The sequence below is a fragment of the Jiangella endophytica genome (assembly GCF_003427025.1).
In the GTDB taxonomy this organism is placed as follows: Bacteria; Actinomycetota; Actinomycetes; order Jiangellales; family Jiangellaceae; genus Jiangella; species Jiangella endophytica.
Genome location: NZ_QVAI01000002.1, coordinates 43,294 through 60,289, shown reverse-complemented (window position 1 = coordinate 60,289; position 16,996 = coordinate 43,294). Strand labels below are relative to the sequence as shown.

Here is a 16,996-nt window from a genome sequence, read left to right as displayed (position 1 = left end):
CAATCATGGCGAAGGCGAAGTCCGCCGGGGCGGACAACGGGCAGTCAGCGGCCGGTCAGGAGGTCCTCGACCGGCTCGCTCAGTCCGTGCGGGGCACCTTCCAGACCGTCGAAGACATGACGCAGTCGTTCATCCGCGAGGCGATCCTGCAGGGGCATTTCCCCCCGGGACAGCGGCTGAACCTCGACAACATCGCCGCCACCCTCGGCGTCAGCCGCATGCCCGTCCGGGCCAGCCTGCGTCAGCTGGAGGGTGAGGGCCTGGTCCGCATCCACGCGCACCGCGGCGTCACCGTCTCCGTCCTGCTGCCCGACGAGATCGCCGAGATCTACGAGCTGCGCATCCTGCTCGAGACCTACCTGCTCGAGCGGGCCATGCCGCACCTCACCGACGACATCCTGCGCGACCTGCGCCGCTCCGCCGAGGCCATGGAGTCCGCCGCCGACCTCGCCGACGGCCTCGAGATCCGCAAGGACTTCTACGAGAAGCTCTACGCCCTGGCCGAGCGGCCGCGGGCGCTCGCCGAGGCCAAGCACCTGCGCGGCTCGGTCGGCCGGTATCTCCTGCTGCTGCGGGTCACCGAGGAGCACGGCGGCCACCCCGGCCTGCTGTCGCACCTGGAGAAGGGCGACCTCGAGGGCGGCAAGAAGTGGTTGCGCGACCACCTGTCGCACGTCTCCGAGGAACTGCAGAAGCTGGTCTCCGAGAACGACCCCGCGGCGGCCGGCGCGCGCTGACCTGCTGTTCTACGGCTGCGGCCGGACGTAGGCGTCCCAGGCCGTGCCGCACTCCTCGCACTGGTAGAGCACGGCGACGAAGCCGCGCGCGTCGGGCTGGTCCGCGCGGCTCAACTCCACCCTCGTCCCGGAGTCGCACTCGGGGCAGGTCTCCTCGGTGACGTTCACGCATCCTCCAGCCGGTAGGTCACACCGAACACCAGCAGCCCGCCGGCGGTGAGCGTCAGCGGGCCGATGAGGTCGCCGTCGGTGGCCGGGTCGAGCTCGCCGTCGCCGATGGTGATGACGACGTGCGGGTCGGCGCCGAACTCCGCGCTCATCTTCTGCTTGGTCAGCTCCACGATGTCACCCTCGGCGTGCTCGAGCACGTGCCGGTGGATCGGGTGGCACGCGGTGCCCGTCGGCGTCGCGTTCGGTGGAAGCGCGGCGTAGACCAGCGCTTGCAACCCCGGTCCTGCGGAGTCGGTCATGGTGCGGGCTCCTTCGCTCGGATGGATGTATCTTAGATCGAAAATCAGATCCGCGCGGCTCCTGAAGGAGTGGTGTGACGGACTCTCTGTTCGGCGACGGCGACGGCGACGCGCGTGGGCCGCTGCGCCGGCGCGATTTCGCGATCTACTGGTGGGCCGGCATCGTCTCGAGCCCCGGCAGCTGGGCCAGCAACGTCTGCGCCTCGGTGCTCATGCTGTCGCTGACCGGGTCGCCGTTCATGGTGGGCGTCGTCAACTTCGCCCTCTTCATCCCTAACCTGCTGTTCAGCCTGCCCGCCGGTGCGCTCGGCGACCGCGTCGAGCGTCGCCGCATGATCGTCGTCACCCAGTCGGCCGCGCTGGTCGTGGCGGTGGTGATGACGGTGCTGAGCGGCGTCGACGCGCTGACGCCGTGGCTGCTGGCCGGCACCTGCTTCCTGCTGGGCACCGCGAACGCGTTCACCAAGCCGCCGATGCTCGCGCTGATCGCGTTGCTCGTGCCGCGGCCACTGGTCGCTCGGGCGACGGCGTTGAACGTCGTCCAGTTCCAGTTCGGCCAGATCGCCGGCCCTGGCATCGCCTCGGTCATCCTGCTGACGGCGACGCCGACGTGGGCGTTCGCGATCAACGCGGTCAGCTGCCTCGGCCCGATCGTGGCGATGTTCCTCATCCGTCTCCCGGCCTCCGACGGGCGCGGGGACCTGGCCCGGCCCCGCTCGTCGGGTGGCGTGGCCGAAGGCCTGCGGTTCGTCGTGCGGACACCCCAGATGCCGGCGATCCTGGCCGCCGTCGTCCTCACCAACGCCGCGGTGGAGGCGCTGCGCACGCTCGCGCCCACGTTGTCGTCCGAGCTCTCCCTGCCTGACGCCGCGGGTGTGCTGATCATGGCGAACAGCATCGGCGCGATGCTCGGCCTGGTGACGTTCGGGTGGATCGAGAAGGTGCTGCCCCGGCGCTGGATGCTGCCGACGGCGTTCGGACTGCAGGCCGCCGGTGCCGGGGTGCTGGCGGTGGGTGGGAGCCTGCCGGTGCTCGCGCTCGGAGCGCTGCCGATCGGTGTGGGGTTCTCGCTGAGCATTCCGCTGCTGAGCGCGGCGCTGCAGATGGTGTCGCCCGACGAGTTCCGCAGCCGGGTGATGGCGGTCTTCACGATGGCGCACCTGGGACTGCGGCCGGTGTTCGCCCTCGTGGCCGGAACGTTGGCGACGGCGTTCGGGGCTGGGTGGGCTCTCGTCGTGTTCGGCGTGGTCGCTCTCGTCGTTGCCGTAGGCCGACGTCCATGATCATCAATGATCCAACCACCTATGGGTGGTCAGATCCTGGATGATCATGAAGGCGCCGGTGAGCGCGTCGCCCATTGACCGCCAACGCCGGCGCCCACTAGCTTGGATATTTAATCAAGTCCAGGAGGCCGGATGAGCAGAGTTCGGGTGGGCGAGCTGGACGTCGCCTATCGGGTGACCGGGGCCGGTCCGGCGTTGCTCCTGGTGGCCGGCACCGGGTACAACGGCGGCACGTGGTGGCCGGGCATGGTCAACGACCTCGCGCGCGACTACACCGTCATCACGTACGACCACCGCGGCACCGGCCGGACGACCGGGCCGTCGAGTGCGTTCTCGACCCGGACGCTGGCCCGCGACGCCCTCGGACTGCTGGCCACGCTGGGGATCCCCACTGCGCACGTGCTCGGTCACTCGATGGGCGGCCGGGTGGCGCAGTGGATGGCGATCGACGGCGGGGCGAGGGTCGGCGGGCTGGTCCTGGCGGCCAGCGGGCCGGGACCGCTGCCCGGCAGCGAAGACCGGCACGTCCGGGGCATCCCCGCGAAGACGGCCGCCGGGATGGTGGAGCTCGGCTACGACGGCTACGTCCGCAAGCTCCAGCGTGACACCTTCTTCACCGAGTCGTACGCGCAGGCGCATCCGGAGCCGGTCGACTGGTTGTTCGACGCGTTCTGGGCGGGGCGGCCGACGCTCGTGGACTACTTCCAGCACGTCGCCGCGCGGCAACAGCACGACACCGTCGAGCTGTTGCGGCTGATCGCACACCCCGCCTTCGTGCTCGTCGGCGACGAGGACGCGCACGCCGGCGGGACGGGTTCGCACCTCGAGCAGTCGCTCTACCTGGCGCGTGCGCTGCCGTCCGCGACGTTGTCCGTGCTGCCCGGCGTGAAGCACGGCTACTTCTGGGAGGCGCCGGTGGAATCGGTCGGTCGCATCAAGCGCTGGCTGGCCGGCGTTGACGCAGCAGTAACTTCATAGAAGCAGGTCAGACATCAATTGTCGACAGGCGGAACGAGTCCGCCGAGACCGTTGACGCGCCATTTGTATCATGTATCCTCTCTTCAAGAGCTCCGAGAACGTGACGCTCGTCATGTCGGAGCATCGCGGAGGCTCCCATCCCGATCCAGGTCGGACGCACAGGAAGAAGGCCATCGCATGACCGTGGAACCGCAGAGCAAGTCCGTGCCGGACCTCGACGACATCGAGCGTCGCGAGCAGCCGTTGAGCGGCGCACGCAACAGCGAGATGGGTCAGCGGGAGACGTGGAACAAGAAGAACCCGCCGACCGAGGCCGTGCTGATCAAGGACCTCCGGACGACGGAGCTGACGCCCCGTGAGTACCGGAACACCAGCGCTCGGTTCTACCGCCTCGGCCACGACATCCGGCTCCAGCCGCACCTGAGCGAGCTCCCGCCCGGCGGTGCGTCGGTGAACCACCGGCACACCACCGAGGCCGTCATCTACATCGTCAAGGGCTTCGGCCACTCGATCATCAGCTGGGACGGCGTCAACGAGCAGCGCATCGACTGGGAAGAGGGCGACCTCTTCAGCTTCCCGGTCTGGATGTGGCACCAGCACTTCAACGACAGCGACACCGACACCTGCCGTTACCTGGCCGTCCAGGACACCTTCTCGATGAAGGCGCTCGGCCTGCATGCCATCGAGCGCTTCCCCGAGGGCGGCACGGCCCAGTAGACGCCCGACCCGTCCCGATCGTCCACCGCGAGCGAAGTGGGGAACGCCATGCGAGGGCATTACGCGAAAGGGTTGATGCTGGCCGGCACCGCCGCCGCGACGGCACTGGTGCTGACGGCGTGCAGCGGCGACGCCTCGCCGACGGCCGGTAGCGAGGACGACGATCCGGCCGCCTTCTACGAGGGCAAGACGCTGACGATGGTCGTGCCCTACAACCCGGGCGGCGGCTTCGACGCCTATCTGCGGCTGCTGGTGCCGTACCTGGAGGAACAACTGCCGGACACGACCATCCGGGTGGAGAACCAGCCGGGTGGCGGCGGGCTGATCGGCGCCAACGCCGTGTACCAGGCGGAGCCGGACGGCCTCACCATCGGCCTCATCAACTACCCCGGCGCGGTCTTCGCCGAGGTGACGGGGACCGACGGTGTCACGTTCGAGAGCACGGAGTGGACGCAGTACGGCCGGCTCGGCGCGCTGCCGCCGCTGGTGTACACGTCGCCGGACACCGAGTACACGTCGTTCGACGACATCCTCGGGGCGAGCGACACGGTGAAGTTCGGCCTCGGCGGTGTGGGCTCGGACGCCTACTACGTCGCCGTCGCGATCTCGAACGTGTTCGACTTCCCGCACGAGATCATCGGCGGCTACCCGGGCAGCAACGAGGCCGACGCCGCACTGCTGGCCGGTGAGGTCGACGTGTCGGTGAACTCCGGCGGCGCGGGCGTCCTCATGGTCGAGGGCTCCGGGGCGCACGGCGTGGTCGCGGTGAGCAACGAGCCGCTGGAGCAACTGCCCGACGTCCCGGTGATCGGCGAGTTCGGCGACGCGGACCAGCAGGAACAGCTCGCCCCTCTCGCCTCCGTCTACGACCTCGAGCGGATGGTCGTCGGACCGCCGGGGGTGCCGGAGGCCCGCGCCGACTACCTGGCCGAGGCGATCTTCGCCGCCGCGTCGGAGAGCGGCTACGCCGACGAGATGGAAGCCGCGAGCTACCCGGTCAACGCGCTGAACCGCGCCGACACCATGGAGCTGTCCAGCACGGTCAGCGAGTCGATCGAATCGCTGAGCGCACTGCTGTCGGACTGAACCGGCAGCCGCGGGGCGCGCGTCGCCGGGACGCGCGCCCCGTACCCGGCACGGACCCGAACACCCGCATGTAACGGAGTTCCGCTATGGGCCAGGCTCTCCTCGACGGTCTGTTGATGCTGCTCGAGCCGACGTCGCTGGTGTACCTCACCATCGGCATGGCGATCGGGCTCGTCTTCGGCTTCCTGCCCGGCCTGGCCGGGCTGGCCACGCTGGCCCTGCTGATGCCGGTGATCATCGGCATGGAGCCGGTGCAGGGCCTCGCCTTCATCCTGGGCGCGTACGGCGCGCAGTCGTTCGGCGGGTCGATCACCTCGATCCTGTTCAACGTTCCCGGCTCGGGCGAACAGGTCGTCACGACGTTCGACGGCTATCCGATGGCGCGCAAGGGGCAGGCCGGCCGGGCGCTCGGCGTCTCGGCCGCGTCCAGCGCGTTCGGCGGCATGTTCGGCGTCGTGATCCTGCTGCTGGCGATTCCGGTCGCGCTGCAGCTCATCACCTATCTGCGCCCGCCGGAGATCTTCGCGCTGGGCATCGTCGGCATCATGGTCATGGGCGTGTCCAGCGCCCGCACCAAGATCAAGGGCGTCATCTCCGGTGCGTTCGGACTGATGCTCTCGTTCATCGGCCTCGACCCGATCACCGGCATCGCCCGCATGACGTTCGGGCACCTCGAGCTGAACAGCGGCCTCGGCATCACCGCCATGACGATGGGCCTGTTCGCCGTCACCGAGATGCTCGTGCTCTACACCCGCGGCCAGGCCATCGCCGCGCAGGCGCCGGTAAAGACCCGCGGAGCGAAGGGCAGCCGGGTCCTCGACGGCGTCTGGGACACGGTCCGCAACTGGAAGATGGTCATCCAGGGCGGCGTCATCGGCGCGATCTGCGGGCTGGTGCCGGGCATGGGCGGCACGGTCGCGATGTTCGGCGCGTACGGCTACGCCAAGGCCCGCTCGAAGGACCCGGACTCGTTCGGCAAGGGCAACCCGGTCGGCGTGCTGGCGCCTGAGTCGGCCAACAACGCCAAGGAGGGCGGCTCGTTCGTGCCGACGCTGGCCTTCGGCATCCCGGGCTCGTCCGGCATGGCGCTGGTCATCGTCATCCTGCTGATCCTCGGCTACGTGCCGGGGCCGCAGATGATCGACAACCACATGGACATCGTGTTCCTCATCGCGTGGATCTGCGCGCTGAGCAACGTGCTGGCCAGCTTCCTCGGCCTGGCCATGGCGCCGCTGTTCGCGAAGCTGGCGTTCCTGCGGCCGCAGCTGCTGGCGCCGCCGCTGGTCGCCATCTCCCTGATCGGCGCGTTCGTCGACACCCGCTTCATGCTGAGCGTGCTCATCGCGGTGATCGCGGGCTTCGCCGGCTACGTGCTGCGGGCGCTCGGCTACTCGCTGGCCGGCGTCATCCTCGGGTTCGTGCTGGGCCCGATCGTCGACCAGAACCTCGGGCTGGCGCTGCAGCTGTACGGCTCCGGCTTCGTGCTGCGGCCCATCACGGCCGCCATCCTGGGCCTGACTCTGGTCGCCGTCCTGTGGGGGCCGGTCCGCAAGGCTCTGCGACGACCGAAGGACGGGCCCGGCGGACCGGGCGACGGCGCCATCGTCGGCGCCGGCGAGCAGGCAGGTGGGAGCATCCGATGAACGAGCGCCGCTTCGAACTGATCGTCTCGTGGATCCTGCTCGGCTTCGCCGTCTGGTACCTGGTGACTATGGCGTCGTACCCCGACAACGCCGGCCGGGTGCCGGTCATCACGGCCGCGGTCGCGGCGGCGGCGCTGGTCGTCCAGATCGTGACGCTGCACGTGCGCCGTCGCAAGCCGGCCGAGGGCGAGGCGCATCTGCCGCACCTCGCCGAGGCCGTCCTCGACCGCGCCGACGCGCGCACCGAGGGCCACGACGTCCAGCATCCGCACCTGGCCGAGGAGCTGGAGGACGAGCTGGAGAAGGACTCCTACGACACACTGATCGCGATCAAGGGGGTCCGGCGCACCCGGTTCCTCGCGATGGCCGCGTTCTGCGTGCTGTTCTACGCCGGCATCCTGATCGCCGGGTTCGTGGTCACGACCGGCGTGCTCATCGCGGCGATCATGCTGTCGGCGAAGGAGAAGATCCACACCGCGCTGATCGGCGGCCTGGCCGGCGCCGCGGCCGCGTACGGGCTGGTGGTCTCTCTGATGGGCCTGCAGCCGTGGACCGGCTACGTCTTCATCGGCCTCACCTAAGGAGTCCGCATGGCCATCCCCCTCGCACGCGGCGACACCGCGCCCTCGTTCACCCTGCCCACGGCCGGCGGTGGCAGCGTCAGCCTCGCCGGCTACCGCGGCGGCCATGTCGTCGTCTACTTCTACCCGAAGGCGATGACCAGCGGTTGCACGACGCAGGCCTGCGACTTCCGCGACTCGCTGGCCGCCCTGACAGCCGCCGGCTACGCCGTCGTCGGCGTCTCGCCCGATCCGGTCGAGCGGCTGGCCGAGTTCGCGGCGAAGGAGCGGCTGACCTTCCCGCTGGCCTCCGACACCTCCGCATCGACGTTGGTCGCGTGGGGCGCGTACGGCCCGAAGGTGAAGGACGGCCGCACGGTGACGGGAGCGATCCGGTCGACGGTGGTGGTCGGCCCGGACGGCCTGGTCGAGCTGGCGCACTACGACGTCAAGGCCGACGGGCACGTCGCGGCGCTGCGAGCGGAGCTCGGCCTGGACTGACCGCCGCGGTCAGCGGGCGGCGTCGACGGGGTCCCGCCGGGCGCTCCAGGTGGCGGCGAGGACGAACGCCAGCCCGATCGCCGCGGCCACCGGGAATCCGACGACCAGCCCGGCCGCGCCGATGAGCGGGCCGATCGCCACCGGGGCGACGGTCGCCGCCGCCTGGTTGACGCCGGAACGCAGGCCCAGCGCCAGGCTGCGCTGGTCCGGCGGCGCGGCATCGCTCATCAGCGTGATCAGCATCGGCAGGCTCAGCCCTTGGCCGACGCCGACCAGTGCGGCGGCCAGGTAGAACAGCGGCATCGTGTCGAGGACCGGCGACACGGCGACGCCCAGGCAGCCCAGTGCCAGCGCGACGGACGTGACCGCGACCGGCGTGCCGAGCCGGGCGATGCGGCCGGTGAAGAACGAGGTGACGGTCGCGACGATCGCCATCGCCGAAATGACGCTGCCGGCGACGGTGGGCGAGGCGCCGTTGCCGACCAGGTAGAGGGGGAAGAACGACGACCACGCCGCCGGGATCCAGAGCCGGTTGAAGGTGAGGAACATGACGGTCTGGATCCGGCTCAGCCTCATCAGGCCCAGCGCCGCGCCGAACCCGGACCCGGTGTCCGCCGCCGACCGGCCGGCGTCCAGCAGTCCGAGGCTGACCACGAAGAAGATCACGCCGAGCGCCACGACCATCGCGAACGCGGCTTGCGCATCGTGCCAGCCGACCAGTGCGCCGGCGACGATCGGGCTGACGATCTGGCCGAGGTTGGCGACGGAGCTGAACCGGCCCGCGTCGTGGCTGCGGTGCTTGCCGCCGCGCAGCCCGGCGGCGTAGGACTGGCCGCCGATCCAGCCGAGCGGCCGCACGACGCCCATCAGCGCCTGCAGCACGAACAGCAGCCAGAGCGACGACGCGGCCATCATGCCGACGCCGACGAGCGCGGTGGCGGCGGTGCCGATCTGGATCGACCGCTTGGCGCCGACGCGGTCCATGAACGCGCCCATCGGCACCGACAGGACCGTCTCGAACAGCGCCTTCACGCCGATCAGCAGGCCGATGACGCCGACGCCGGCGCCCAGCTCGTCGGCCCGCAACGGCACGAGGAGATAGAGGACGGCGTTCATGCTCAGGCCGAAGCCGCCGACGGCGTAGGCCAGGAACCGGTGACGTGCCGTTACCTCGCTCACGATGCCGTACCCCTCCGTGCTCTCGATGAACCGGCAGAGTTCGGATAACATATTCAAAATCAGATGACGTGGTCAAGGGATTCGGCGGCCGTGTTGATTCAATATCCCCGTGGGTGACGCTCTGGCGCTGGTCGCGCTGCTGCTGTTCGCGGCCAACGCGTTCGTCGTGCGCGCGGCCAGCCGCCGCCTGGAGCAGGGCCTCGGGTTCCTCGTCTCGCTGCTGACGAACGTCGTGGTCGGCGGCGTGCTGCTGACCGGGCAGCTGGTCCTGCGGTCCGAGCCGCTGCGCGTCGACTGGTCCGCGTTCGCGATGTTCCTGCTGGCCGGGATCTTCTCGGCCTACCTCGGGCGGCGCGGCTACTTCGCCTCCGTCGAGACGCTCGGGCCCTCGCGGGCCAGCGCGATCCAGGCGGCGAACCCGATGTTCACGATGCTCTTCGCCTGGGTGCTCATCGGGCAGGCACTGGGCTGGGCCGACGTCTCGGCGATCGTCGTCATCGTGCTCGGCGTCTACCTCACCAACCGCCGGCCGGACCGGCTGACGCCGTCGGGGTCGCCGCCGGTCCGCGAACCGGCTCGGCAGCGCCTCGCGCTGCTCGCACCGGCCGTCGTCGCGACCGCGTCGTACGGGCTGGGCAACGTGCTGCGCGGTGCCGCCGTCGAGGACTGGACCGAGCCGATCGCCGGCGGCCTGCTCGGCGCCGTCGCCGGCACTGTGGCCTACCTGGTCCTCCACATCTCGCCGCGCGGCTTCGTCGCCCGGGTGCGGCGGGCCGACCGGCGCGGCGTCGCGTGGTGGACGCTCACGGGCGGGCTGACCATCGGGGGCCAGATGAGCGTGATCGGCTCCGCGGCGCACATCGACGTCGCGGTGGCGGTCGCGATCTCGTCGGCGCTGCCGATGATCGTGATCCCGGTGAGCGTGATCGTCCTGCGAATCCGCGAGGCCGTCACCGTCGTGACGATGGCCGGCGCCGCGCTCATCACCGGCGGTGTCGCCTGGCTCGTCCTCCGGTGACGGCGTTGCGCCTAGGCTCGTGGGCATGAGCCTGTACGCCACCGAGGTCAACCAGCTCACCGCCGCCTGGCTGCGGCGCACCGAGGGCGCCGGCGTGCTGTCCGGCGCCGGGCTGTGGCCGCTGCTCGCCGTCCTTGCGGCATCGGCCGACGAGCCCGGCCGCGACGAGCTGGCCGCCGCCGTCGGGCTGTCCGCCGACGAGTCGATGGACGCCGCACGCGACGTGCTGAAGGCGCTCGCCGACCTCGACGGCGTCGACGCCGCGCTCGGGCTGTGGGCGCAGCAAGCGGCGCAGGTCCGCCCGGAGTGGCGCGACACCCTGCCGGCCGGCACGTTCGGCGAGCTGACCGGCAACGCCGGCGCCGACCAACCGGTGCTCGACGAGTGGGCGCGCGAGCGCACCCACGGGCTGATCGAGCGGTTCCCGGTCCAGGCGGGGCCGGAGCTCATGCTGACCCTCGCTACGGCGCTCGCCCTGCGCACCACCTGGCAGCGCAAGTTCAGCGACGAGGCGTGGCAGGTCTCCGGCGGCGCCTGGGCCGGCCGGCGACTGGCCGGTCTCGAACGCACCACGCCCGACGCCGACGACCTGCGGGTCGCCGACTCCGGCGCCGGCCCGCTCACGCTGACCCGGGTGTCCGGCGACAACGGCCTCGACGTGCACCTCGTCCTCGGCGAGGAGGGCCGGGCCTCCGGCGACGTGCTCGCGGCGGCGGTCCCGCTCGCGGCCGACGGCGCAGCCGTGACGAGCGGAGCGGCGCTGCTGGAGTCCGGCGCCGTCGAGCGCTGGCCCGGGGTGTCGACGGTGTCCGCCCAACGTCCCGGCCTGGTGCTCAGGACGGCCCGGTTCACCGTCCGCTCGCTGCACGACCTGCTCCGCGAGGCCGACGTGTTCGGGCTGCGCTCGGTCAGTGCGGGCGATCGCGGCCACTTCCCGGCCATCGGCCCGGTGCCGCTGCGCGTCGACCAGGCCAAGCAGGCCGCCGTCGCGATCTTCAGCGCGACCGGCTTCGAGGCGGCCGCCGTCACCGCCATCGGGCTGCGCGCGGTGTCGATGCCGGTGCACCGCGCCCGGGCGGTCGCCGTCAGCTACGACCGTCCGTTCGGCTTCCTCGCGGTGCACCGCGAGAGCGGCCTGGTGCTCTTCGCCGGCTGGGTCGACTCGCCGGAGGACTGGTCGGCGCCGTCGCAGCGAGCCCCACGGCCGGGAGCGATGCGCGACCGCCTGCCGCGGCACACCACCGAATGAGGTCAGGCGACCAGTTGGTGGGTCCGTGACGGCGATGGCTCGGCGGCCTCGGCGGCCTCGGCGGCGCGGGCCCGCTCGCTCATCCGGCGCCTGGTCCTGACGACGGTGTGCGCGGCGCCCGCCCAGACCCCCACCAGGACGCCGACGGCCGCGCCGATCGCCACCTGCAGCCACAGCGGCGCGTCGGTGACCGAGCCCGTGACGTAACCGAGCCCGACCGCCCAACTGGACCAGAGCAGCCCGCCGGCGAAGGCGATGCCGGCGAACCGGCGCGGCCGGATGCCGGCCACCCCCGCGGCCGCGGCGATCGTCGTCCGGCCGAGCGGGACGAACCGGCCGGCGATGATGGCCGCCGCGCTGGTGGACCCCATGCGCTCGTGCGCCCGGGCGATCTTCGCCTTGAGGCTCCGGCCGAGCCGGAACCGCTCCAGCACGCCGGGGAGTGCCCGCCGGCTCATGCCGTGCACCGCGAGATCGCCCGCCAGCGCGCCGAGCGTCGCCGCGGCGATGGCCCATCCGACGTTCAGGTGGCCGGCGGCGGCGAGCGCGCCGGCCGAGATGACCGCGACCTCGCCCGGGACCGCCGGCACGATCGCGTCGACGGCGACGAGCGCCGCCATGACGAGGTAGGCCAGGGCGGGTACAGCCACGAACGACAGCAGGTCCATGGACTCCACACTGAGTTCCTACCGGTGTCTGGGCAATGGTGTGGAGCCGAACTCAGGGATCTCTCAGGGTCCGGGTCAGGGGAGGGGGTGGGGCTATCCCCCGTGTCGGGGCGCCGGCCCACGTTGTCGGTGTCATTCACTACGCTGACAGCGTGACCGGACCGCGAGGGCTGTTCGTCGCCTTCGAGGGCGGCGACGGCGTCGGCAAGACCACCCAGCAGGCGCTGCTGGCCGAACATCTGCGCGCCCAGGGCCGCGACGTCGTCGTCACCCGCGAGCCGGGCGACTCCCGCATCGGGCCGCAGGTACGGGCCATCGTGCTCGACGGCGGCGAGCTCGACGCACGGGCCGAGGCGCTGCTGTTCGCCGCCGACCGTGCCGACCACGTCGCGCACGTCGTCCGGCCGGCGCTCGAGCGCGGCGCCGTGGTGCTGGTCGACCGCTACGTCGACTCCTCCATCACGTACCAGGGCGAGGGCCGTGGGCTGGGCCGCGAGCAGATCGCCGCCATCTCCCGGTTCGCCACGCAAGGCCTGCTGCCCGACCTCACCGTCGTGCTCGACCTCGACGAGGCGGCGCGGGCCGAGCGGGTGCGCCGGCAGGGCTACGTCGACCGCATCGAGCGCGAGCCCGACCACCTGCACGAACGGGTCCGGCGGGCGTTCCTCGAGCTGGCCGCCGCCGAACCCGATCGCTATCTCGTCGTCGACGCCGGCCGCGCGCCCGACGAGGTCGCCGCTGACATCATCGTCGCTGTGGACAAGGTGCTTCGCGCATGACCGTCTGGGACGCCGTCGTCGGGCAGACCGTGGTGCCCTCCCTGCAACGCACCGTGGCCGATGCCGCCGGCTACCTCCAGGGCGGGCCGCGCGGCGCCATGACGCACGCCTGGCTGTTCACCGGCCCGCCGGGGTCCGGGCGGTCCGTCGTCGCCCGGGCCTTCGCGGCCGCGCTGCAGTGCCCCAACGGCGGCTGCGGCCAGTGCTCCGAGTGCGCCGACGTGCGCGCCCGCACCCATCCCGACGTCGCGTCGCTGGTCACCCAGGGCCTCAACATCCGCATCGCGCAGGTCCGCGACCTCGTGCCGCGGGCGGCGCTGCGCCCGGCCCGCGGCCGCTGGCAGGTGGTCGTCGTCGAGGACGCCGACCGCCTGGGCGAGGACGCCGCCGACGCGCTGCTGCTGTCGGTCGAGGAGCCGCCGGAGCGCACGGTGTGGATGCTGTGCGCGCCCACGGCCGAGGACATCGTGCCGACCATCCGGTCGCGCTGCCGGGTCGTGCTCCTGCGCACGCCGCCGTACGCCGACGTCGCCCAGCATCTCGTCGCCACCGAGGGCGTCGAGCAGGAGCTGGCCCAGTTCGCCGCCCGCGCCTCGCAGGGCCACGTCGGCCGGGCCCGTGCACTGGCCACCGACACCGACGTCCGCGCCCGTCGCGCCGAGGTGCTGCGGCTGCCGTTCGACCTCGCCGACATCCGGCAGTGTCTCGACGCCGCCGCCAACCTCGTCGAGGCGGCCAAGGCCGACGCCGAGAAGCACTGCGACACCCTCGACGAACGCGAGGTCGACGAGCTGCGTAAGGCACTCGGCGCCGGCACCACCGGCCGCAAGCCGCGCAACATCGAGGCCGCGGTGAAGGAGCTGGAGCGCGAGCAGAAACTGCGTCGCACCCGCGTCCAACGCGACTCCATCGACCGCGCCCTCGTCGACGTCCTCGCGCTCTACCGCGACGTCATGATGCTGCAGCTGGGCGTACGCACCGAGCTGGTCAACGAGGAGATGCGCCCGTCCATCGACCGGCTGGCCCGCTCCAGCAGCCCGGCGGCCACGCTGCGCCGCATGGAGGCCGTGGTCGCGGCCCGCGAGGCGCTGCAGGCCAACGCGCTGCCGTTGTTACAGCTCGAGTCCATGGCGCTGGCGCTGCGCGAGGGTTGACGACCCGCCGGTTAGGGTCGTCCGATGGACGCTGCGGGAGACCCCTGGGAGATCGTGAAGGCGCTCACGGCGTGGGCCGAGCGCACGCCGTGGTGCGACTGGGTCGAACTGTCCGGGTCGCTGGGCCGCGGCGCCGGTGACCGCGTCTCCGACGTCGACGCCGGGCTGGGAGTCCTGCTCGACGGCGTGGCGTACGAGGAGCGCCGCGACGCCGCGCTGGCCGCCGCCCGCGAGTACGCCGTCGTCGCCGACGAGCTGATCCAGCACCTCGGCAGCCCGGAGCGGCCATCGGACCACCTGGTCGTCCAGTACGCCGACGGCCGGCAGCTCAGCCTCGTCGTCATGCCGGCGCAGAACCGGCCCGGGCTGGCGCCGGGATCCCAGCCGGTGTTCGACCGGTCCGGCCGGCTGGCCCAGCCGTTCGCGCCGTCCGCCCTGCACGCCACCGCCGAGCAGCGCCGCGAGTGGGCTTTCCTCGGCTGGTGGGGGCTGGCCGACGTCGCCAAGCACGCCGGGCGCGGCCGGGTTTGGCGTGCGCTGGAGTCGCTGCACGAGGTGCGGACGTACGTCTGGCAGCTGCACGCCGCGGAACTGGGCGTCGACTACCCGGCGTTCGGTGCCGTCAGCGTGCAGAACGCCGGCCTGCCCGAGCCGGCCGGCCTGGCCGCGACCCTGCCCGTCGCCGCCGAGCCGGCCGAGGTCATCGCGACTGCTCGGGCGCTGGCCGACGTGCTGGAGCCACTGGCCGCGCCGCACAGCGTCGACGGCGCCCGGGCCGAGGCACGGCGCCGGCTCGCGGCGGCCTGACCCCGTTCACTGTCCGGTCGCCTTCCGGACACCGGCGTCCCCTAGCGTCTGCGCGGTTGACCGCCTATTCGCTGAATTCTTGATCAAGGGGGGGCACAGGTGACCCGACCGCGTCCATCGCACGTCCGCGCCGCCACCGCCGCGACTGCGGGTCTGGCGCTGACCGGCGCGTTCGCACTGCCGGCCATCGCGGGCATCGTCGACGAGCCGATCTCGTACTCCGCGCCCGGCGCGGCGCTCGAGCTCTCGCCGATCGGCAGCTACGAGACCGGCATCTTCGACGAGAGCGCGTCGGAGATCGTCGGCTACGACGCCGGATCGCGGCGGCTGTTCGTCATCAACGCCGCGCAGGCGCTGGTCGAGGTGCTCGACGCCGCCGACCCGGCGGCGCCGGTCAAGTTGTTCGACGTGCCGACCGCGGGCACGCCGTCCGGTGACGAGTCGACGGTGTCCGAGAACGCCGTCGCCAACTCCGTCGACGTCCGCTCCGACGGCCTGGGCGCCGTCGCGGTCGAGGCCGAGGACAAGACCGACGACGGATGGGTCGTCTTCTTCGACGCGCGCAGTGAGGACGGCGCCCCGCTCGGCGCGGTCCGGGTCGGCGCGCTGCCGGACATGCTGACGTTCACGCCGGACGGTTCCCAGCTGCTGGTCGCGAACGAGGGCGAGCCGGCCGAGGACTACTCCGTCGACCCCGAAGGCTCGATCGCCGTCATCGACGTGCCCGGCGAGATCGCCGCGCCGTCGCAGGACGCCGTCAGCATCGCGGACTTCCACGCGTTCGAGGAGGGCGGCTCGAAGCCGCTGCCCGAGGGTGTGCGCGTCTACGGCGGCCGCGAGGACGCCGGCACGGGCACCCCCGAGTTCCCCGTTTCGGAGAATCTGGAGCCCGAATACATCACCGTCGCCGGCGACAACGCCTACGTCACGCTGCAGGAGGCCAACGCGCTCGCGGTCGTCGATCTCGCCGCCGCACAGGTCAGCGAGATCCACGCGCTCGGCACCAAGGACCACCAGGTGCACCCGCTCGACGCGTCCGACGAGGACGGCGGCATCCACATCGTGCCTCGGCCGGTGCAGGGCCTGTACCAGCCCGACGCGATCGGCAGCTACACCGCGGGCGGCGAGTCGTACCTCGTCACCGCGAACGAGGGCGACACCCGCGACTGGGAGGCCTACAGCGAGGTCGCTCGGGTCAAGGACCTGGGCGAGGACGGCCTGCCGCCGGTCTGCGCGAACCTGGCGGACCTGACCGGCGACGAGGCGCTCGGCCGGCTCAACGTCACCACCGCCGACGGCCTCGCCGAGGACGGCAGCTGCTACGAGACGCTGTACTCCAACGGCGGCCGGTCGTTCTCGATCTGGTCGACCGACGGCGAGCAGGTCTTCGACTCCGGCGCGCAGTTCGAGGAGATCACGGCCGAGGCGGCGCCGGACTTCTTCAACTCGAACCACACCGAGTCGAACCTCGAGGGCCGCAGCGACGACAAGGGCCCGGAGCCCGAGGGCCTGGTCGTCGGCGCCGTCGGCGACCGCACCTACGCGTTCGTCGGCTTCGAGCGCGTCGGCGGCATCGTCGTCTTCGACATCACCGCGCCCGACGCCGTCGAGTTCGTGACGTACCTGAACAACCGGAACTTCGCCGTCTCCGTCGAGGGCGGCGGCGAACTGGCCGACGCCGGCGACCTGGGTCCCGAGGGCCTGGAGTTCATCCCCGCCGACGTGTCGCCGATTCCGGGCACGGCGCTGCTGGCGGTCGGCAACGAGGTCTCCGGCTCGACGACCTTCTACCGTATCGACCGGACCGACGACGGCTCCGGCGGTGACGAGTCGGGCTCGGACGAGTCGGGTGCGGACGAGTCGGGTGCGGACGAGTCGGGTGCGGACGAGTCGGGTGCGGACGAGAGTGGCTCCGGCGAGTCCGGCGCCGACGGCGGCACGGAGTCCGGCGCCGACACTGGCGACGACGGTGCGGACGAGTCCGGCGCCGACGGCGAGGAGCTGCCGGACACCGGCGCCGACGCCACGACGCTGATGCTCACCGCCGGCGCGCTGCTGCTGGCCGGTGCCACGGGCTACGCGCTCCGCCGCCGCTCCGCCTGACGCTCGTCGCTCCACCGTGGGCCGCTCCCCGATCGGGGGCGGCCCACGGTCGTTCCGGCGCCCA

General features: G+C 71.9%; 18 protein-coding genes. 14 read left to right on the top strand and 4 right to left on the bottom strand.

Annotation, left to right across the window (positions count from 1 at the left end):
* Positions 1–5 precede the first annotated feature (5 nt).
* On the top strand, positions 6–737 hold the full coding sequence (locus DZA62_RS04660; protein WP_116947639.1) for a GntR family transcriptional regulator: 732 nt from the start codon (positions 6–8) through the stop codon (positions 735–737).
* Between the two features lie 9 nt (positions 738–746).
* Here the strand turns inward: DZA62_RS04660 and DZA62_RS35510 are convergent, their stop codons facing one another.
* Together DZA62_RS35510 and DZA62_RS04655 are read right to left on the bottom strand one after the other, a co-directional pair.
* A complete protein-coding gene (locus tag DZA62_RS35510; RefSeq protein ID WP_157987477.1) occupies positions 747–905 on the bottom strand; it encodes a hypothetical protein in 159 nt (52 codons plus the stop codon).
* The gene (locus DZA62_RS04655) at positions 902–1,207 is read right to left on the bottom strand and encodes a hypothetical protein (RefSeq protein ID WP_157987476.1); all 306 of its coding nucleotides are present in this window, start codon (positions 1,205–1,207) and stop codon (positions 902–904) included. Before DZA62_RS04655 ends, DZA62_RS35510 begins: the two co-directional genes overlap by 4 nt.
* A gap of 74 nt (positions 1,208–1,281) precedes the next feature.
* On the opposite strand from DZA62_RS04655, the gene DZA62_RS04650 reads away from it, so the two are divergent.
* The 7 genes from DZA62_RS04650 to DZA62_RS04620 all read left to right on the top strand — a co-directional run bounded on the left by DZA62_RS04650 (position 1,282) and on the right by DZA62_RS04620 (position 7,975).
* Complete coding sequence (locus tag DZA62_RS04650; RefSeq protein ID WP_116947637.1) at positions 1,282–2,490, top strand: MFS transporter; 1,209 nt, start codon at positions 1,282–1,284, stop codon at positions 2,488–2,490.
* Positions 2,491–2,622: 132 nt separating this feature from the next.
* Positions 2,623–3,468: an alpha/beta fold hydrolase gene (locus tag DZA62_RS04645; protein ID WP_116947636.1), complete on the top strand. Its 846-nt coding sequence runs from the start codon at positions 2,623–2,625 to the stop codon at positions 3,466–3,468.
* Between the two features lie 177 nt (positions 3,469–3,645).
* Positions 3,646–4,185 (top strand): cupin domain-containing protein, encoded by a 540-nt coding sequence (locus DZA62_RS04640; protein WP_116947635.1) that lies wholly within the window; start codon positions 3,646–3,648, stop codon positions 4,183–4,185.
* 48 nt (positions 4,186–4,233) lie between these two features.
* Positions 4,234–5,271 (top strand): Bug family tripartite tricarboxylate transporter substrate binding protein, encoded by a 1,038-nt coding sequence (locus DZA62_RS04635; RefSeq protein ID WP_116947634.1) that lies wholly within the window; start codon positions 4,234–4,236, stop codon positions 5,269–5,271.
* An 86-nt stretch (positions 5,272–5,357) separates the two neighbouring features.
* Positions 5,358–6,914 (top strand): tripartite tricarboxylate transporter permease, encoded by a 1,557-nt coding sequence (locus DZA62_RS04630; protein ID WP_116947633.1) that lies wholly within the window; start codon positions 5,358–5,360, stop codon positions 6,912–6,914.
* Positions 6,911–7,495 (top strand): hypothetical protein, encoded by a 585-nt coding sequence (locus tag DZA62_RS04625; protein ID WP_116947632.1) that lies wholly within the window; start codon positions 6,911–6,913, stop codon positions 7,493–7,495. Before DZA62_RS04630 ends, DZA62_RS04625 begins: the two co-directional genes overlap by 4 nt.
* Before the next feature lie 9 nt (positions 7,496–7,504).
* Positions 7,505–7,975, top strand: coding sequence for a peroxiredoxin (locus tag DZA62_RS04620; RefSeq protein WP_116947631.1), 471 nt, complete (start codon positions 7,505–7,507; stop codon positions 7,973–7,975).
* 9 nt (positions 7,976–7,984) lie between these two features.
* Here DZA62_RS04620 and DZA62_RS04615 read toward each other — a convergent pair whose 3' ends face one another.
* Positions 7,985–9,205, bottom strand: coding sequence for an MFS transporter (locus DZA62_RS04615; RefSeq protein WP_116947630.1), 1,221 nt, complete (start codon positions 9,203–9,205; stop codon positions 7,985–7,987).
* A gap of 58 nt (positions 9,206–9,263) precedes the next feature.
* On the opposite strand from DZA62_RS04615, the gene DZA62_RS04610 reads away from it, so the two are divergent.
* Both DZA62_RS04610 and DZA62_RS04605 read left to right on the top strand, forming a co-directional pair.
* Positions 9,264–10,172 carry a DMT family transporter gene (locus DZA62_RS04610; protein ID WP_157987474.1) on the top strand — a complete coding sequence of 303 codons (909 nt, stop codon included), beginning with the start codon at positions 9,264–9,266 and terminating at the stop codon, positions 10,170–10,172.
* Between the two features lie 25 nt (positions 10,173–10,197).
* A complete protein-coding gene (locus DZA62_RS04605; protein WP_157987473.1) occupies positions 10,198–11,421 on the top strand; it encodes a serpin family protein in 1,224 nt (407 codons plus the stop codon).
* 2 nt (positions 11,422–11,423) lie between these two features.
* Here DZA62_RS04605 and DZA62_RS04600 read toward each other — a convergent pair whose 3' ends face one another.
* The gene (locus DZA62_RS04600; RefSeq protein WP_116947627.1) at positions 11,424–12,089 is read right to left on the bottom strand and encodes a DedA family protein; all 666 of its coding nucleotides are present in this window, start codon (positions 12,087–12,089) and stop codon (positions 11,424–11,426) included.
* Between the two features lie 152 nt (positions 12,090–12,241).
* On the opposite strand from DZA62_RS04600, the gene tmk reads away from it, so the two are divergent.
* The 4 genes from tmk to DZA62_RS04580 all read left to right on the top strand — a co-directional run bounded on the left by tmk (position 12,242) and on the right by DZA62_RS04580 (position 16,932).
* The gene (gene tmk, locus DZA62_RS04595; RefSeq protein WP_198663426.1) at positions 12,242–12,868 is read left to right on the top strand and encodes a dTMP kinase; all 627 of its coding nucleotides are present in this window, start codon (positions 12,242–12,244) and stop codon (positions 12,866–12,868) included.
* On the top strand, positions 12,865–14,022 hold the full coding sequence (locus tag DZA62_RS04590) for a DNA polymerase III subunit delta' (RefSeq protein ID WP_116947625.1): 1,158 nt from the start codon (positions 12,865–12,867) through the stop codon (positions 14,020–14,022). The genes tmk and DZA62_RS04590 overlap by 4 nt, the downstream gene beginning before the upstream one ends.
* Before the next feature lie 24 nt (positions 14,023–14,046).
* Positions 14,047–14,829, top strand: a complete 783-nt coding sequence (locus DZA62_RS04585) for a hypothetical protein (RefSeq protein WP_116947624.1) — start codon at positions 14,047–14,049, stop codon at positions 14,827–14,829.
* Between the two features lie 99 nt (positions 14,830–14,928).
* Positions 14,929–16,932 (top strand): choice-of-anchor I family protein, encoded by a 2,004-nt coding sequence (locus tag DZA62_RS04580; RefSeq protein WP_198663425.1) that lies wholly within the window; start codon positions 14,929–14,931, stop codon positions 16,930–16,932.
* Positions 16,933–16,996: the final 64 nt, after the last annotated feature.

Bases quoted from the DNA above. Each gene is read 5' to 3' on its own strand.
- DZA62_RS04660 (WP_116947639.1), top strand. From the start codon at position 6: ATGGCGAAGGCGAAGTCCGCCGGGGCGGACAACGGGCAGTCAGCGGCC.
- DZA62_RS04655 (WP_157987476.1), bottom strand. From the start codon at position 1,207: ATGACCGACTCCGCAGGACCGGGGTTGCAAGCGCTGGTCTACGCCGCG.
- DZA62_RS04645 (WP_116947636.1), top strand. From the start codon at position 2,623: ATGAGCAGAGTTCGGGTGGGCGAGCTGGACGTCGCCTATCGGGTGACC.
- DZA62_RS04640 (WP_116947635.1), top strand. From the start codon at position 3,646: ATGACCGTGGAACCGCAGAGCAAGTCCGTGCCGGACCTCGACGACATC.
- DZA62_RS04635 (WP_116947634.1), top strand. From the start codon at position 4,234: ATGCGAGGGCATTACGCGAAAGGGTTGATGCTGGCCGGCACCGCCGCC.
- DZA62_RS04630 (WP_116947633.1), top strand. From the start codon at position 5,358: ATGGGCCAGGCTCTCCTCGACGGTCTGTTGATGCTGCTCGAGCCGACG.
- DZA62_RS04625 (WP_116947632.1), top strand. From the start codon at position 6,911: ATGAACGAGCGCCGCTTCGAACTGATCGTCTCGTGGATCCTGCTCGGC.
- DZA62_RS04620 (WP_116947631.1), top strand. From the start codon at position 7,505: ATGGCCATCCCCCTCGCACGCGGCGACACCGCGCCCTCGTTCACCCTG.
- DZA62_RS04615 (WP_116947630.1), bottom strand. From the start codon at position 9,205: ATGTTATCCGAACTCTGCCGGTTCATCGAGAGCACGGAGGGGTACGGC.
- DZA62_RS04605 (WP_157987473.1), top strand. From the start codon at position 10,198: ATGAGCCTGTACGCCACCGAGGTCAACCAGCTCACCGCCGCCTGGCTG.
- DZA62_RS04600 (WP_116947627.1), bottom strand. From the start codon at position 12,089: ATGGACCTGCTGTCGTTCGTGGCTGTACCCGCCCTGGCCTACCTCGTC.
- DZA62_RS04590 (WP_116947625.1), top strand. From the start codon at position 12,865: ATGACCGTCTGGGACGCCGTCGTCGGGCAGACCGTGGTGCCCTCCCTG.
- DZA62_RS04585 (WP_116947624.1), top strand. From the start codon at position 14,047: ATGGACGCTGCGGGAGACCCCTGGGAGATCGTGAAGGCGCTCACGGCG.